Raw genomic sequence first — 16,766 nt, forward strand, 5'->3', positions numbered from 1 at the left:
ACCCCCTTCAGTCGGCCGCCGGAGCGGTGAGCGGAGCCGTGACGGCCGGTTGCAGCCGGTGCTCGTCGAGCACACCGGTGCGGTGCCGCTGGATGAACCAGTAGTAGGCGAAGCCGCCGCCGGAGATGACCGCGACGAACAGCACCGCGCCCCAGCGCAGATACCAGTGGAACGGCGCGGCGGCGTTGTACACCTCGGCGCGCGGCCAGATCAGGTTGACCGTCATGGCCGCGCCCCAGACCACGGCGACGATGTTGACGAGAAGGCCCCAGCGGCCCAGCGAGAACTTGCCGTCACCCGCGGGCTGCCACGTGCCGCGCAGCCGGGACACCAGCATCGGCACGGTCACGCCGAGGTAGGCGAGATAGATCATGACGATGCCGATACTCGTGACCACGGTGAAGATCTGCGGCTGGCGGATGTTCACGACGAGGATCGCGACGGCGAGGACGCCGATGATCACCGCCGGCAGCACCGGGGTCTTGAAGCGCGGGCTGACCCGGGCCATCAGGGAGGACCCGGGCAGGTTGTTGTCCCGGGACATCGCGAAGGCCAGCCGGATCGCCGCCGTGTGCACCGCGAGCGCGCACACCGTGACCGCGATCAGCACGCACCACAGCATCGCCTTGCCGGCCGTCGGGCCGAGCACGTCGAGCACGATGTACTGCAGACCCTCCGTGGACAGCTTCTCGCCCTTCAGGCTGGAGACGCTCATCAGCGCGAGCAGCAGCACCAGTCCGCCCAGGACGAACGAGGCGACGATCGCGCGGATGATGGCCCGCGGAGCGTTGCGGGAGGGATCCAGGGACTCCTCGCCGAGGGAGGCCGCCGTGTCGAAGCCGTACATCACGTACGCCGACGCCAGCGAGGCCACCAGGAACGCGCCCAGATAGCCGGTCGAGTGCCCGGCGCCCGTGCCCGCGGTCTCCGTGACCACCTGCGGCCCTCGGGTGATGTGGACGGCGAACAGCACGATGAGGACGACGGTGGCGATCAGCTCGATGAACACGCCCGCGCTGTTGATGGTGGCCATCAGCTTCACGCCGAAGGCGTTGACCAGAGTCGTGAAGAGGATGAGCACCGTGGCCAGGACGACCGCGTTGGTCGCGACGTCGTACTTCCCGGTCCCGTCCCCGACGAACTGGAAGACGGAGGAGATCTGCGGGAGCGTCAGCTGATAGGCGAGCGCCACCGCCGAGATCGTCACGATGGAGGCGATCAGCATCATCCAGCCGGCCAGCCAGCCGAGATGCGGATTGCCTATCTTCTTCGACCAGTTGTAGACGGAGCCCGCGACGGGATAGCGGGCGGCCAGCTCCGCGAAACAGAGCGCGACCATGAACTGCCCGGCGAAGACCATCGGCCAGGACCACCAGTAGGCGGAGCCGCCACTGGCGTAGCCGAAGTAGAAGAGCTGGAAGGTGCCGGTGAGGATGGAGATGTAGCTGATGCCGGCGGCGAAGGTGTGGAAGTTGCCGAGGGTGCGCTTCAGTTCGGGTCTGTAACCGAACTCGGCGAGCTCGGCGTCGTCGTGATGGTGTGGGCCGGACGGTCGGTCGGTGGTCGTCATGAGGGGACTCCAGGTGGGCCTGGGGGCGGGGTGAGGGAGCGGCTCGTGCGGGTGCCGGGTCTCTGAGGGGTGGTACGCGGGTGCCATGTCCGCGTCGGTGCGCCGGGACGGGGCGGGCCGCCCCGGACGATCGGGATCAGTCGAACCAGCCTTGCGGGGACGGGTCGGTGTTGCGCCAGATGTGCTTGGGCTCGCGGTACTCGGCCAGCCCCGAGGGCCCGAGTTCGCGCCCGGAGCCGGACTGCTTGAAGCCTCCCCACTCGGCCTGGGGGACGTAGGGGTGGTAGTCGTTGATCCACACCGTGCCGGTGCGCAGCCGGGCCGCGACGCGCTGGGCCTTGGCCTCGTCGGTGGTGAAGACGGCGCCCGCCAGTCCGTAGATCGTGTCGTTGGCCAGGCGCACGGCCTCCGCTTCGCCGCTGAACCGCTCCACGGTGAGCACAGGTCCGAACGACTCGTCCTGGACCACGGACATGTCGCCGCTGCACTCGTCGAGGACCGTCGGCGGATAGTAGAAGCCCGTGTCGAGGCCGGGTTCCCTCGGCCGGGCGCCGCCGCAGCGGAGCACCGCTCCCTCGGCCAGGCCCTTGGCGACGTACGCCTCGACCTTGGCGCGATGCTCCGCGGAGATCAGCGGCCCGGTCTGCGCCCGCTCGTCGAACGGTCCGCCCAGTCTGATCTCCGAGGCCCGGCGTACGACCTCGTCGACGAACCGGTCGTGCAGCGTGTCTTCGACCAGCAGGCGCGCGCCCGCCGAGCAGACCTGCCCGGAGTGGAGGAAGACCGCGGTCAGCGCCATGTCGACGGCCGTCTCGAAGTCGGCGTCGGCGAAGACGATGTTCGGGTTCTTGCCGCCGAGTTCGAGGGCGACCTTCTTCACCGTCCCGGCCGCGGCCGCCATGAGCGCACGCCCGGTCGCGAGGCCCCCGGTGAAGGAGACCAGGTCCACGTCCGGATGGTCGGCGAGCGGGGCGCCCGCCTCGGGGCCCGCGCCCAGCACCAGATTGGCGACGCCCGGCGGTACTCCCGCCTCTTCGAGGAGCCGCATCAGATGGATCGCCGTGTGCGGGGTCAGCTCGCTCGGCTTGAGGACGAAGGTGTTGCCCGCCGCGAGTGCCGGAGCCACCTTCCAGGCCGTCTGCAGGAGCGGGTAGTTCCACGGGGTGATCAGCGCGCAGACCCCGACGGGTTCGTATACGACGCGGCTGTCGACGCTCGCCGTGCCCGTCTCGACGACGCGGCCCGCATCGGCGGCGGCCAGCCGGCCGAAGTAGCGGAAGCAGTTGGCGATGTCGTCGATGTCGTACTCGCTCTCGACGAGCCGCTTGCCGGTGTCGAGCGACTCCGAGCGGGCGAGGGCGTCCTTGTCGCGGGCGAGGAGGTCGGCGACGCGCAGCAGCAGATCGCCGCGGTCCGCCGACGGGGTCGTGGGCCAGGGACCCTCGTCGAAGGCGCGGCGCGCGGCGGCGATCGCCTCCACCGTGTCCTTTCCGCCCGCCTCGTCGACGACTCCGACCAGCGAGCCGTCGGCGGGACAGCGGATCTCGCGGGTGCGCTCGTCCAGCGCGCCCCGCCATGTTCCGTCGATGTACAGGTCAGGCACGTGGGCCTCCCAATCGTGCGATCAACCACGCGTGGAAGACCCCGATGTGATGCTCGGTCGGAACCAGGACACCGCCGTGGCGATAGGCCCGTGACGCCATCGCCGGCTGTGTCCTCTCGCAGGCTGCGAAGTCCTGTTCGTTCACCCGGTGGAAGAGTTCCACCGACTTGGACACGTCCGCGCCCGACTCGACGACCTCCGGGGCGTAGAGCCAGTCGCACTCGACGACCGTGCGGTCCTCCGCGAGCGGGAACATGCGGTGCAGGATGACATGGTCCGGGACCAGATTGACGAAGACCGTCGGTTTCACGGTGATCGCGTAGTAGCGGCGGTCCTGGTCGTCCGCGACCTGGGGCAGCTTGGCGAAGCCCTCGCTGCCGTCGACCGTGAAGCCCTTGATCTCCTGACCGAACTCGGCGCCGTGGCCCACGTAGTACTGCGCCGCGTACCCCTCCGCGAACTCCGGGAGCACCTCCGTCAGTTCGGGGTGGATCGTCGCGCAGTGGTAGCACTCCATGAAGTTCTCGACGATCAGCTTCCAGTTCGCCCGGACGTCGTAGGTGATGCGCCGGCCGAGTGCGAGGCTCTCGGTGCCGTAGTGCTCGATGGCCGCGGTGGTGCCGAGCCGCTCCACGGCCGCGCCCACCACCGTCTCCTCGAACGAGGGGGGCTCGTCGGCCAGGCACACCCAGGCGTAGCCGAGCCACTCGCGCAGGGCGACCTTGACCAGGCCGTACTCGACGCGGTCGACGTCCGGCATCTTCGCCAGGTTCGGTGCCGCGACCAGCTTGCCGTCGAGGCCGTACGTCCAGGCGTGGTACGGGCACTGGAGGTTGCGCCGTACCTCGCCCGACTCCTCGGTGCACAGCCGGGCACCCCGGTGACGGCAGATGTTGAGGAAGGCGCGCAGCTCACCTGTCCGGGAACGGGTGACCAGGACGCTCTCCCGGCCGACCTGGACCGTGCGGAAGGCTCCGGGCCTCGCGAGATCCGCGGAGCGCACCGCGCAGAACCACATCGACTCGAAGAGCAGTTCCTGCTCCTGCCGGAAGATGTCCGGGTCGGTGTAGTAGTGCCCGGGCAGCGTGGCGATCAGGCTGGGGGAAGGGGAGACGGGGGTCGTCGTCACGTGCGTACTCCTCCGGCGGGCGCGGCGGCGAGGCGGTGGGGGTCGAACAGGCCGATGGGGTGCTCGGTGGAGCCGTCCAGGGCGAGGTCGGCGAGGATCTCACCGACGACCGGTACGAATTTGAAGCCGTGCCCGGAGAACCCGCAGGCCACGGTGACGGACTCCGGGTGAGCGGGATGGCGGGCGATGACGAAGTGCTCGTCGGGGGTGTTGGAGTACATACAGGTGGCGGCCTTGAGGAAGGTGCCGGGCAGATCGGGGATGCAGCGGGACATTTGGTCCGCCATGGCCCGGATCTCTTCCTCGTGAACGGTCCGGTCGATGTTCTCCGGGGTGCACTCGACGCCCTTGCGGAAGAAGGCGACCTTCGTGCCCAGTTCCGGTCCGTCGATGGACGGGAAGCCGTAGACCTGGACTCCGGCCGCGTCCTCCCAGATGTAGATCGGATGCCGCTCGGGCATGAACGGCCGCACCCCGCCCGTCGGCTGGAACCAGTACATGACCTGCCGTTCGATCCGGAAGGGCACCCCGAGATCGGTGAGCAGCCGCGGCGCCCAGGCTCCCGGGCAGATCACCAGCTGACCGGCCGTGTACGTATTCTCCGCCGTGTGCACCCGCACGCCGTCCCGGTACGGCTCCCAGCGTGTCATCGGCTCGTCGAAGTTCAGGTCGGCGCCCTGCCGGGTGGCGAGCTGGAGGTGCGCGGCGACCGTGTTCTCGGGGCGGACCAGTCCCGCCCGCGCCTCGAACAGCGCGACCTCGTCGTCGAGCGGATTCAGGGTCGGGAAGCGTCGCCGGATCTCCGTCGCGTCCAGCATCTCGTGGGGCAGGTCCCACTGCTGTGCCGAGCGCAGCGAACCGGAGACGGTCCGCGAGTCCGGGGGCCCGACCATCACGCCGCCGCACAGGGTGGCGATGTCGCGGCCCGTCGCCCGCTCCAGCTCGTCGTACAGCTCGTAGGAGCGCAGCAGCAGCGGGACGTACGCCGGGTCCTCGAAGTAGGACTGCCGCGTGATGCGGGAGCCGCCGTGGCTGGAGCCCCGGCTGTGCACGGGGCCGAATTTCTCCAGCCCGAGCACTCGGACGCCGCGGGCGGACAGATGGTGCGCGGCGGCGCTGCCCATGCCGCCGAGACCGATCACGATCACGTCATAGCTGGGGGACACAGGGCCTCCTCATGCCTTTTGTCCGGCTCTTGACTCCTCATCGGATTCAACGGCGGATTCGGTTCATCTTGGGATCGAAGAGTGGTTCCTCGGAGACGGTCGCCGGGACCTTCTCGCCGAAGTAGCCGATGTGCACGCCCGTTCCGGTGGCCAGCGCCGGCAGCCAGGCGTAGGCGACACAGCGGCCGAGCGAGTAGCCGTACGAGGCGCTGGTGACGTAGCCGGCGGGGGCGCCGTCGACGTAGACGGGCTCCTTGCCGAGGACGACGGCGGAGGGGTCGTCGAGGAGGAGCGGGGTGAGCCTGCGCGCCGGCTCTTGTGCCACGAGGCCCTGCAAGGCTTCCTGGCCGACGAATCCGTCCTTGTCCATGCGGACGGCGAAGCCGACGCCCGCCTCGTACGGGTTGTGCTCGTCGGTCATGTCGGTGCCCCAGGCCCGGTACCCCTTCTCCAGGCGCAGGGAGTTGAACGCCGAACGCCCGGCCGCGATCACGCCGTGGCTGCCGCCCGCCTCCCAGAGCGTGTCCCAGAGCCTGAGCCCCAGGTCGGCCGTGGTGTACAGCTCCCAGCCGAGCTCCCCGACGTAGCTCAACCGCAGGGCGGTGACGGGGACATGCCCGACGTACGTCTCCTTCGCACGGAAGTAGCCGAAGCCCTCGTGCGAGAAGTCGTCGCGGGTCAGCGGCTGGACGAGGTCCCGGGCGAGCGGCCCCCACACACCGATGCAGCAGGTGCCGTAGGTGAGGTCGCTGATGTGCACGTCCTGCGGCGCGTGTCGCAGGAGCCAGTCCAGGTCGGCGGGGGAGTTGGCGCCGACCTGGAAGCGGTCGGGGGCCAGCCGGGCGACGGTGAGGTCGGAACGTACGCCCCCGCTCTCGTCGAGGAGCAGCGTGTACGTGACCGCGCCGGGCTTCTTGCGGAGGTTGTTGGTGGTCATGCGCTGGAGGAAGGCGAGGGCGCCGGGCCCGGTGACGTCGAGACGGCGCAGCGGGGTCATGTCGTACAGGGCGACCTTCTCGCGGGTCGTCCTCGCCTCGGCGGCGGCGATGGGGGACCAGTAGCGGGCCGACCAGGCGTCGCGTTCGGGGAGGGGACCGATCGAGTCGACGAGCGGGGCGTTCGCCTCGTACCACTGCGGCCGCTCCCAGCCGCCGCCCTCCAGGAAGCGCGCGCCGAGTTGCTGCTGCCGGGCGTAGAAGGGGCTGACGCGCAGGGGCCGCGGCTGCTCCATCGGCTGGAGGGGGTGCAGGATGTCGTACACCTCGACGAACTGCTGCGAACCGCGTTCGAGAACGTACGACGGTGAACGCTGTACGTCCTCGAAACGGGCGAGGTCGCACTCGTGCAGGTCGATGGACGCGCGCCCGTCGACCATCCACTCAGCGACCGCCTTCGCCACACCGGCGGAGTGGGTGACCCAGACGGCCTCGGCCAGCCAGAAACCGCGGAGCCGCCGGGACTCCCCGAGCACCGGCATACCGTCCGGGGTGAAGGAGAAGACCCCGTTGAAGCCCTCCTCGATCTCCGTGTCGCACAGGGCGGGCAGCAGTCGGCGGCAGTCGTCCCAGCTCGGCGCCCAGTCCTCCTCGGTGAACGGGTACGAGGACGGCATCGCCATGTCGTTCGCCCGTGCCTCGTCGTACGGCAGGATCCCGAACGGGTCGACCGGCAGCGGCCGGTGGGCGTAGCTGCCGACGCCGATGCGGTCGTGGTGCTCGCGGAAGTAGAGGTCGCGGTCCTGGAAGCGGAGGATGGGCATCGAGGCCTCGGACTCCGCTCCGGTGAGTTCGGGGAGCGGCCGGGTCTTCGCGTACTGGTGTGCGAGCGGTTGCAGGGGTACGTCGACTCCGGCCATGTGTCCGATGACAGGACCCCAGAAGCCGGCGGCGGAGACGACGTGATCGGCGGGGAACGTGCCCCGGTCGGTGACGACGCCGGTGACCGAGCCGTCGGCCTTCTCGATACCGGTGACGGTGTGACGGTCGAGGAAGCGGGCGCCCCGTTCGGTCGCGCGCTCCATCTGGGCGCGGGCCGCGAGCAGGGCGCGCGCCAGCCCGTCGTCCGGGGTGTGGAAGCCGCCGAGGACGGCCGACCGGTCGATGAGCGGCCAGAGTTCCTTGCACCGGTCGGTGCTGACGATCTCGCCGCGGACCCCCCAGGAGGCCGCGTAACCGGCCTTGCGGTGCAGGTCGGCCAGGCGCTCGGGGGTGGTCGCGAGTTCCAGCCCACCCACCTGGTTGAAGCAGGAGACGCCGTCCACCTGAAGGGAGGAGAACTTCTCGACCGTGTAGCGGGCGAACGCGGTCAGCGTCCTGGAGGGGCTGGTCTGGAACACCAGGCCCGGCGCGTGCGAGGTGGAGCCGCCCGGGGCGGGCAGCGGGCCCTGTTCGAGAACGGTGACGTCGGTCCAGCCACGGGCGGTCAGTTCGTCGGCGAGGGAGCAGCCGACGATGCCGGCGCCGATGACGACGACACGGGGACGGGGTGCGGGCGTACTGGACATGCCCCTCCTTGCCGGGGTGGGGGAGTGAACGCGCTCAGGTGGCCGGGACGTCGGGCCGCTCGGCGGCGTCGGTGGTGTCCGCGCCGTCTCCGGTGCGGACGAGCGTGCCGCCGGGGAGGCCGAGGAGCCGGTCGCGGACGGAGACCTCGATGGCCGGCCGGTCCGTGTACGGCCGGGCGGTCGGGTTGAACGTGCGGGAGGGGACGCCGTGTTCGACCTGTACGGCGCCCCGGATGTTCACAGGACCACCACCGACCGGAGGACCTCGCCCCGGTGCATCTTCGCGAACGCCTCCTCGACCTGGTCGAGTGAGATCGTCTCGCTGACGAAGGCGTTGAGGTCCAGCAGTCCGTACAGGTACTGGTCGATGAGGAAGGGGAAGTCGCGGCTCGGCAGACAGTCGCCGTACCAGGAGGACTTCAGGGCGCCGCCGCGCGAGAACAGGTCGATCAGCGGCAGGTCGATCTTCATTTCGGGGTCGGGCACGCCGACCTGGACGAGCACACCGGCGTGGTCGCGCATGTAGAAGGCCTGCTTGTACGTCTCCGGCCGTCCCACGGCGTCGATGGCGATGTCGACTCCGAAGCCGTCGGTCAGCGCGCGGACCGCCTCGACCGGGTCCGTTCCCCGTGAGTTGACGGTGTGGGTGGCGCCGAACCTCTCGGCCAGGTCGAGTTTCTTGTCGTCGATGTCGACGGCGATGACCTTCATCGCGCCGTTCAGGCAGGCGCCCGCGATGGCGGCGTTGCCCACGCCGCCGCAGCCGATGACGGCGACGGTGTCGCCGCGCCCGACGTTGCCGGTGTTGACGGCGGCGCCGTATCCGGCCATCACGCCACAGCCGATCAGTCCCGCGGCCTCCGGCCGTGCCGCCGGGTCGATCTTCACCGCCTGTCCGGCCGCGACCAGGGTCTTCTCGGCGAAGGCGCCGATACCGAGGGCGTTGCTGAGGGGGGTGCCGTCGAGGAGGGTCATCGGCTGGGCGGCGTTGCGGGAGTCGAAGCAGTACCAGGGGCGGCCACGGCGACAGGAGCGGCAGCTTCCGCAGGGGGCGCGCCAGGCGAGGACCACATAGTCGCCGGGGGCCAGATCGGTGACGCCTTCGCCGATCGCCTCGATGGTGCCGGCCGCCTCATGGCCCAGCAGGAAGGGGAATTCGTCGTTGATCGCGCCTTCCCGGTAGTGCAGATCCGTGTGGCAGACCCCGCAGGCCTGGACGTTGACGAGCACCTCGCCGGGGCCCGGGTCGGGAACGACGATCGTCCGCACCTCGACGGGTGCGCCCTTCTTGACGGCGACTACGGCACGGACCTCGTGGGGCACGACAAGCTCCTCTGCTGTTGCGCATTGCACGATGGGTTGCGTGATGAGGAACATATTGAGAACGCCGTCAGGCGGCCGTCAAGAGGTGGGAGTTAACCCTTGGCAAAAGGAACGCGAGGCCCGAAACGTGGCCGACACACGAGGACGCGGGGTCCGGGAGACTTCCGGCCCCGCGTCATGGGGAGGCGTCCTCGTCAGCGGGCGCGAGCGGTGGTGGCCGAGTGCTGCCTCAGAAGCCGTAGCCCATCCGGCGCGACAGCTCGGCTCCCGCCGCCACCGTCCGCTTGGAAAGCTCCGGCAGGCGGTCCGCGTTCAGCCGGTACACCGGTCCCGACACGCTGATCGCGGCGATCACCTTGCCGTCGTGCGCCCGCACCGGCGCGGCCACGGCGGCGAGGCCCAGCTCCAGCTCCTCGAGGGTGATGCCGTACCCCTGCTCGATCACGGCCTCCAGCTCGCTGCGCAGGGTGGAGGGCCCGGTGATCGTGCGTTCCGTGAAGCGCGGCAGGGGGCGGGCCAGCAGGCCCTCACGCATCGTGGGCGGCATGTGGGCGAGCAGTACTTTCCCGCTGGACGTGGCGTGCAGGGGAGTCCGTCTGCCCAGCCAGTTCTGCGCCGTGACCGACGCCGTGCCGCGGGCCTGCATGATGTTGACCGCCGCGTCGTCGTCCAGGACCGCGATGTTGACGGTCTCGCCCAGTTCGTCGGCGAGTTCGCGGCAGACCGGGACGCCCTCCTGGGAGATGTCGAGGCGCACTGCCGCCGCCCCCGCGAGACGCAGCACGGCGGCTCCCAGGTAGTACTTGCCGCGGTCCTTGGCCTGTGCGACCAGGCCGCGGTTCTCCAGGACGCCGAGCAGTCGGAACGCCGTGGACTTGTGCACGTCCAGCTCCTCGGCGATCTCGGTGACGCCCGCTTCGCCGAGGCGGGCGAGGATCTCCAGCACGCTCACGGCGCGGTCCACCGACTGGACGGCGCTGCCCGCGCCCCTGCCGCTCTGCTTCTCGGGGGTGTCCTCGGTGCGTTCAGCCTTCTGCGTGCGGGTCATAGGTCAACTCTCACCACCTGCCGGCCCTGTTCGGGCCGCATCTGCGGGAAGCCCTTGACGTGACGGGATCCCCGCGCGGATTCTGTTGCGCATAGCGCTCCCTCGTGCGCCATACGAAACATCATGTTACCGAAGCGTCCGGAACCCGGAAGGTTCCCGACGACCTGGACCTGAGAGGTCGCGGACGAAACGTCCGGACCGAGAGGGGGGCCCATGATTCCCGTCTGCCGCCTTGAAGACCTCCCCGAGGGCGAATCCGTCCGTGTCGAGACCACACCACCGGTCGCCGTGTTCAACGCCGACGGTGAGCTCTACGCCATCGACGACACCTGCACCCACCAGGACGCCTCCCTCTCGGAGGGCTGGCTGGAGGGCTGTCTGATCGAATGCCCGCTGCACGCCGCCTTGTTCGATCTGCGCACGGGCCGGCCGACGTGTCTCCCGGCTCGCCGCCCCGTCCGCACCCACCGCGTCACCGTCGACGACGGAATCATCCACGTCCATCTCGCCGCGGAGGAGGGCACCGCCGCATGAGGACCGTGACCGTCGTCGGTGCCTCCCTCTCCGGTCTGTACGCGGCCCGTGAGCTGCGCTCCCAGGGCTTCGACGGACGACTGGTGATCGTTGGCGACGAACCCCATCGTCCCTACGACAGGCCTCCCCTCTCCAAGGACTTCCTCACCGGTCGCGCGGACGAGGATCAAATCGCCCTCACCGACGCCGAGGAGAGCGCGGAGCTCGACGCCGATTGGCTCCTCGGCGTACGCGCCCGCGGCCTCGACACCCGTGGCCGCACCGTCGTCCTGGACGACGGCCGCACCGTGTCCACGGACGGAGTGGTCATCGCCACGGGCGCCTCCGCCCGCCACCTTCCCGGTGACGACCTCGCCGGCGTGCACACCCTGCGCACCCTCGACGACGCCCGTGCCCTGCGCGTGGAACTCACCGCGGGACAGCGCCGCGTCGTCGTCATCGGCGGCGGCTTCATCGGCGCCGAGACTGCGTCCTCGTGCGCCGCCCTCGGCCATGAGGTCACCGTCGTCGAGGCCGCCCCGCTGCCCCTCCTTCCTCAACTCGGCCCGGACATGGCCGCCGTGTGCGCCGCACTGCACCGGCGCGCGGACACCCGCCTCATCGCCGGAACGGGCGTCGCAGGGTTCCGGGGGAGCGGCGGCACCTCTCCTGGCGCGGTCACCGGAGTGGAACTGTCCGACGGCCGCTCCCTGCCCGCCGATGTCGTGATAGTGGGTATCGGCGCCGCCCCGAACACCGGCTGGCTGGCAGGCTCGACGCTCGCCCTGAACGACGGCGTGCTCTGCGACGACGGCTGCGCGACCGGTCTCCCGCAGGTGGTCGCCGTCGGTGACGTCGCCAGGGTCGGCGGCACCCGCACCGAACACTGGACCTCCGCCACCGAGCAACCCCGCGTCGCGGTGGGCAACCTGCTCGCCGGACGCACCGTGGGAACCCTGCGCTCCCTGCCCTACTTCTGGTCCGACCAGTACGGTGCGCGGATCCAGTTCGCGGGGCGGCGGCGGGACTCGGACACGGTCCGGATCGTCGAGGGCGCCCTCGACGAAGGCGGACCGGCCGAGGGCGGCTTCCTCGCCCTCTACGAGCGCGCCGGCCGTACGACGGCGGTGCTCAGCGTCGACCGTCCCCGGCCCTTCCTGCGCGTCCGCCGTGAACTGGCGCGCAGCGGGGACCCGTTGGAGTCGGCGGCACTGTGACGGCGTGACGTCGGTGACCGCCCGACCGGTGGTCGTCAGTGCGAGGGGTGGAGGTTCGTCCCTCTCCCCTGCGCCGGCCTGGTGCGTGGGTGGCGAAGCACCGAACACCGCGTCGTGCTCCACAGCTGCCGAGCGGGATGAACAAAGCTCCGCCGCCCATCAGATCGCGTGGTGCAGCTCCTGCCCGCACCCGGGGTCAGGGCGGAGAAGGTGCCGCTTCTCTACGAGTGCGACAGCTGTCCGGCCCCGCCCCGCCTGCGTATCCGCTCCTGAGCCCGCGCGGAGATCCGTGCCTGACGCCTGGCCTTGCGGCGCTCCCGCCGGAGGGCTCGCGCGGTGCTGCTGGGTACCGACACCACGCCGTTCCGCTGGTTCCACACCTGTCGTGTCACCCAGACGTCCAGGGCGGCCCATGTGGCGACGACGGTACTGGCCACGCTGCTCAGGACCATCGGAAAGGCCAGCCAGGACCCCGCCATCGTGCACAGGAAGGCCACCACGGCCTGTGTCAGCGTCACCGCGATGATGATCACCGCGCGCACGGCCGACGTGCGCACCGGATCAGGCAGCCGGCGCCTGCGCGCGGGCTCCTCGATCCACAGCGGCCGGTAGTAAGCCTGCTCTTCGCGGCCCTCGTATCCGTCCGTGGCAGCGCCCTTCTCATCGGCCCGGCCGCACCTGTCCGTGGCGGTGTCCCGGACCTCCGCCGTCTCGCGGCCGCCCCGCGCGGCCCGCCGACTGTCCGACTGGCCCTGACCGGCTGCCGGAATGTCGCGATCCGGTGCCTGCGTGGCCAGTTGTGCCGCCTCGCGCGTCGCAACCCCTGTCCCGGGTGCCCCGCTCCGCTCCGCCGTGCCCATCAACTTGTCACTCCCCACCGCCCAGCAGGCCTCTCGCACGGATGTCTCGCGACTCCCGCTCCCCAGTGGCTGCCCGGCTTGCGCTCTTTTACGCCGCCTGAGCGCGGGATGCGGCGCCTGTAGCCGATTCCGCCCTCAATTCCCGTACAGAAAGACGAACAACCTGCCCTGAAGATTCCCGCAGAGCGAAGAATTCCGGCCAACTGACGAAGTTCCCCGCTCCGTTGCGATCCGGCCCCAAGTGCCGGATTCAGGGAGGCGATCTCCCCCAATGAACGGACAACTCCCCATGTCTCGTTCCCCGTAGGGCTGGAACGCGACCGGACGGGTCTTCGAGTTACCTGTGGGTCAGTAGTAGGCTCACGCCGTTTGTTGACGCACATGTGTACCCCCGGCCGGAGGGGGTCGACTGGGGGAGGCCATGCGCTTTCGCGGGAAGTCCATCCGCCGGAAGATTGTGGCGCTGCTCCTCGTGCCTCTGGTGTCCCTGACCGGGATCTGGGCCTTTGCGACCGTGATCACGGGACGCGAGGCCAGCCAGCTCTTCAGCGTGTCCGACATCGTCGAGAAGATCGGCTACCCGACCGAGGACACCGTCAGGGTCCTCCAGCAGGAACGCCGCCAGACGCTCGTCTACTTGGCCGATCCTCGCGCGTCCGACGGGCTCGCGGCGCTCAAGCGCACCCGGAACGCCACGGACCGCGTCGTGGCGAAGGTCCGTAGGAACGCCAAGGACAAGGACGTGCGCAAGGAGCTGAGCGGGGGCACCTCGGAGCGCCTCACCTCCCTCCTCGACGCGGTCGACGGGATCGCCTCGCTGCGCAACGGCGTCGAGGAAGGCACCGTCGACCGGGCGCAGGCCCTCGGCCTCTACAACCGTCTGATCGACCCCTGCTACGTCCTGATGGCCAACCTGCACGTGGTCGACGACGTGGAGCTGGACACGCAGGGCCGCGCTCTCGTCCATGTGTCCCGCGCCCGTGAACTGCTCTCCCGTGAGGACGCACTCCTCGGCTCCGCACTGGTCGCCGGTCACCTCACCCGGGACGAACTCCGCGACATCTCCGACCTCGTGGCCCAGCGCACCCTGCTGTACGACATCAGCCTGCCGTTGCTGCCCTCCTCGGAACGCCAACGCTTCGAGCGCTACTGGAAGAACGCCGGCACGGCTCCCCTGCGCGTGGCGGAACAGGCCGTCGTCGGTTCCACGGCCGGCTCGCCGCGCGGCGTCACCGCGAAGAGCTGGGACGGCGCGGCCGGGCATGTGCTCGCTGAACTCGGCAAGCTCGAGGACCGGGCGGGCGACCACTACCAGGACCGGGTCAGGCCCGTGGCCATGGGCGTCATCCTCAAGGCGGTCGTCGCGGGCGTGATCGGTCTGATCGCCCTGCTGATCTCGCTCGTGATGTCCGTGCGGATCGGCCGAAGCCTCATCCGCGACCTGCGGCGGCTGCGCCTGGAGGCCCACGAGGCGTCCGGTGTACGGCTGCCCAGCGTCATGCGCCGTCTCTCCGCCGGTGAGCAGGTCGACGTCGAGACCGAAGTGCCGCGCCTGGAGTACGACAGGAACGAGATGGGCGAGGTCGGCCAAGCCCTGAACACCCTCCAGCGCGCCGCCGTCGAGGCAGCCGTCAAGCAGTCCGAACTGCGCGAGGGCGTCTCCGAGGTCTTCGTCAATCTCGCGCGCCGCAGCCAGGTACTGCTGCACAAGCAGCTCACTCTCCTCGACACCATGGAGCGCAGGACCGAGGACACCGACGAGCTGGCCGACCTGTTCCGGCTCGACCACCTGACCACCCGTATGCGCCGCCATGCCGAGGGCCTGGTCATCCTGTCCGGCGCCGCGCCGTCCCGGCAGTGGCGCAAGCCGGTCCAGCTCATGGACATCGTCCGCGCCGCCGTCGCCGAGGTCGAGGACTACGAGCGCATCGAGGTACGCCGGCTGCCGCGCGTCGCCGTCACGGGCCCCGCCGTCGCCGACATCACCCATCTCGTGGCCGAGCTCCTCGAGAACGCCACGGTGTTCTCGCCCCCGCACACGGCCGTTCACGTCGTCGGGGAGCGCGTCGCCAACGGATTCACCCTGGAGATCCACGACCGGGGCCTCGGAATGGCGGCCGAGGCGCTGCTCGACGCCAACCTGAGGCTCGCCGAGACCCCCGAGTTCGAACTCTCCGACACCGACCGGCTCGGCCTCTTCGTGGTCAGCAGGCTCGCCCAGCGGCAGAACGTTCGCGTCTCGCTCCAGCCGTCCCCGTACGGCGGTACCACCGCGGTCGTCTTCATGCCGGACGCCCTGCTCACCGACGACGTGCCGGACACCAACGGCATCGGATTCCGCCTCGATCGCACCCTGCCCACCAAGGAGGGCGAGACCGCGGAGAGCCGCAGAACCGCGCTCAACCAGGCGCAGCCGCGTCTGCCGGGACTGCCCGCCTCGATCCTGGACGGCCCGGTCGAGCTGGAGGCGCCCGTCGACCTGGACACGCTCACCGGCTTCCCCGGCGCCCTCGGCGACGACGACAGCGAACGCGGAGGCCTGTTCCGCCCGCGGCGCTCCATCGCGGGAGTCCCCGCAGGACAACACCAGCAGGCCGGTGACAGAGGAGAGGACCCCACCCGCTCCGGTGACGGCGATCGCCCGGGCACCGCTTCCGTCCCGCTGCCGCGCCGCCGGACGCCGAAGCTCGTCAGCTCCCACGGCCGTCCCGTCACCCAGGCCAGGTCGCTGCGTGACCAGGCGGACGACGACACGGCCCCGGACCTCGAATCGGCCCAGAACCTGGAGCCGGTGCAGAGCCTGGGTACCCCGTCGGACCCGGAGCCGCTGGGGAGCGCGGATCGCCCGGAACGTCGTGCGTCGGAACGTGAGGGCGCGAATCCACTGCCCAGGCGGCGTGGCGAGCGATCCACGCCGTCGGCCCGGCGCGGCGAACGCCCCGGTGTCCCCGGCCCGCGTGGCGCATCCGAGCGACCCGGCCTTCGTGAGGCACCCGAACTTCGCCCTGCGCCCGGCCTCCGTGGGTCTCCCGGCCATCCGGATGCCCCGGCGCTGCCCCGGCGCACCCGCGGCACCGCCGCGGCGGCGGGCCCGGACGACACCACCCCGCGACGCGACGCCACGGCGGGGGAGGCAGAATCGAGTGCGGCCCCGCTGCCCCGGCGCGTCCGGCAGGCCAGTCTGGCCCCGCAGTTGAAGGATGGACCGGCGCGGCTCGCAGAGCGCGAGGCCCGCGGCGGCACGGGGGCGGACCCCGCCGAGCGGGACGCCGACGAAGTACGCAGCCGGATGGCCTCGCTCCAGCGGGGCTGGCAGCGCGGCCGCGAAGAGAACGCCGTGGGCGACCAGGCCCAGGACGGCTCAGCAGGACGAACCACAAAGGGGGACGGTCGATGACCGCATCGAAGGCCGCAGGGCCCACCGCGACCAGCAAGGTGACCGGCGAGCTGAACTGGCTGCTCGACGAACTCGTGGACCGCGTCGCCAGCATCCACAAGGCGATCGTGCTCTCCGGCGACGGCCTTCCCACCGGGGCCTCGAAGGACCTCACCCGGGAGGACAGTGAGCACCTGGCCGCCGTCGCCTCCGGCTTCCACAGCCTCGCCAAGGGCGTCGGCCGGCACTTCGAGGCGGGCAGCGTCCGGCAGACCGTCGTCGAACTCGACGAGGCCTTCCTGTTTGTCACGGCCGCCGGCGACGGCAGTTGCCTCGCCGTCCTCTCGGACGCCGACTCGGATGTGGGCCAGGTCGCGTACGAAATGACGCTCCTCGTCAAGCGGGTCGGCGTACATCTGGCCGCCAGTCCGCGCACCGATCTGCCTTCGGGCGGGTAG

13 protein-coding genes are annotated in these 16,766 nt (G+C 70.5%); 4 read left to right on the forward strand and 9 right to left on the reverse strand.

The window, feature by feature from the left end; translation table 11 throughout:
* Positions 1-7: 7 nt before the first annotated feature.
* The 8 genes from ABZX90_RS26905 to ABZX90_RS26940 form a co-directional block, all read right to left on the reverse strand.
* A complete protein-coding gene (locus tag ABZX90_RS26905; protein ID WP_351132433.1) occupies positions 8-1,570 on the reverse strand; it encodes an amino acid permease in 1,563 nt (520 codons plus the stop codon).
* A 136-nt stretch (positions 1,571-1,706) separates the two neighbouring features.
* Positions 1,707-3,173 carry an aldehyde dehydrogenase family protein gene (locus ABZX90_RS26910; protein WP_355208827.1) on the reverse strand — a complete coding sequence of 489 codons (1,467 nt, stop codon included), beginning with the start codon at positions 3,171-3,173 and terminating at the stop codon, positions 1,707-1,709.
* Complete coding sequence (locus ABZX90_RS26915; protein WP_355208830.1) at positions 3,166-4,302, reverse strand: aromatic ring-hydroxylating dioxygenase subunit alpha; 1,137 nt, start codon at positions 4,300-4,302, stop codon at positions 3,166-3,168. Before ABZX90_RS26915 ends, ABZX90_RS26910 begins: the two co-directional genes overlap by 8 nt.
* Positions 4,299-5,468 (reverse strand): N-methyl-L-tryptophan oxidase, encoded by a 1,170-nt coding sequence (gene solA, locus ABZX90_RS26920; protein ID WP_355208833.1) that lies wholly within the window; start codon positions 5,466-5,468, stop codon positions 4,299-4,301. The genes ABZX90_RS26915 and solA overlap by 4 nt, the downstream gene beginning before the upstream one ends.
* A gap of 46 nt (positions 5,469-5,514) precedes the next feature.
* Positions 5,515-7,971, reverse strand: a complete 2,457-nt coding sequence (locus ABZX90_RS26925; RefSeq protein ID WP_355208836.1) for an FAD-dependent oxidoreductase — start codon at positions 7,969-7,971, stop codon at positions 5,515-5,517.
* A 34-nt stretch (positions 7,972-8,005) separates the two neighbouring features.
* The gene (locus ABZX90_RS26930) at positions 8,006-8,212 is read right to left on the reverse strand and encodes a hypothetical protein (RefSeq protein ID WP_355208839.1); all 207 of its coding nucleotides are present in this window, start codon (positions 8,210-8,212) and stop codon (positions 8,006-8,008) included.
* Complete coding sequence (locus tag ABZX90_RS26935) at positions 8,209-9,294, reverse strand: S-(hydroxymethyl)mycothiol dehydrogenase (RefSeq protein WP_351132421.1); 1,086 nt, start codon at positions 9,292-9,294, stop codon at positions 8,209-8,211. Before ABZX90_RS26935 ends, ABZX90_RS26930 begins: the two co-directional genes overlap by 4 nt.
* A gap of 229 nt (positions 9,295-9,523) precedes the next feature.
* Entirely contained in the window at positions 9,524-10,342 is an 819-nt protein-coding gene (locus tag ABZX90_RS26940) for an IclR family transcriptional regulator (protein WP_355208842.1), read from the reverse strand.
* 213 nt (positions 10,343-10,555) lie between these two features.
* On the opposite strand from ABZX90_RS26940, the gene ABZX90_RS26945 reads away from it, so the two are divergent.
* Together ABZX90_RS26945 and ABZX90_RS26950 are read left to right on the forward strand one after the other, a co-directional pair.
* Positions 10,556-10,876 (forward strand): bifunctional 3-phenylpropionate/cinnamic acid dioxygenase ferredoxin subunit, encoded by a 321-nt coding sequence (locus ABZX90_RS26945; RefSeq protein ID WP_355208845.1) that lies wholly within the window; start codon positions 10,556-10,558, stop codon positions 10,874-10,876.
* Positions 10,873-12,072 carry an FAD-dependent oxidoreductase gene (locus ABZX90_RS26950; RefSeq protein ID WP_355208847.1) on the forward strand — a complete coding sequence of 400 codons (1,200 nt, stop codon included), beginning with the start codon at positions 10,873-10,875 and terminating at the stop codon, positions 12,070-12,072. Before ABZX90_RS26945 ends, ABZX90_RS26950 begins: the two co-directional genes overlap by 4 nt.
* A gap of 221 nt (positions 12,073-12,293) precedes the next feature.
* Here ABZX90_RS26950 and ABZX90_RS26955 read toward each other — a convergent pair whose 3' ends face one another.
* On the reverse strand, positions 12,294-12,932 hold the full coding sequence (locus ABZX90_RS26955) for a hypothetical protein (RefSeq protein WP_355208850.1): 639 nt from the start codon (positions 12,930-12,932) through the stop codon (positions 12,294-12,296).
* A gap of 421 nt (positions 12,933-13,353) precedes the next feature.
* On the opposite strand from ABZX90_RS26955, the gene ABZX90_RS26960 reads away from it, so the two are divergent.
* Both ABZX90_RS26960 and ABZX90_RS26965 read left to right on the forward strand, forming a co-directional pair.
* Positions 13,354-16,329, forward strand: a complete 2,976-nt coding sequence (locus tag ABZX90_RS26960; RefSeq protein ID WP_355208853.1) for a nitrate- and nitrite sensing domain-containing protein — start codon at positions 13,354-13,356, stop codon at positions 16,327-16,329.
* Positions 16,326-16,766: a roadblock/LC7 domain-containing protein gene (locus ABZX90_RS26965; protein ID WP_351132409.1), complete on the forward strand. Its 441-nt coding sequence runs from the start codon at positions 16,326-16,328 to the stop codon at positions 16,764-16,766. The genes ABZX90_RS26960 and ABZX90_RS26965 overlap by 4 nt, the downstream gene beginning before the upstream one ends.

Source organism: Streptomyces sp. NPDC002935, assembly GCF_040611295.1.
Lineage (GTDB): Bacteria > Actinomycetota > Actinomycetes > Streptomycetales > Streptomycetaceae > Streptomyces.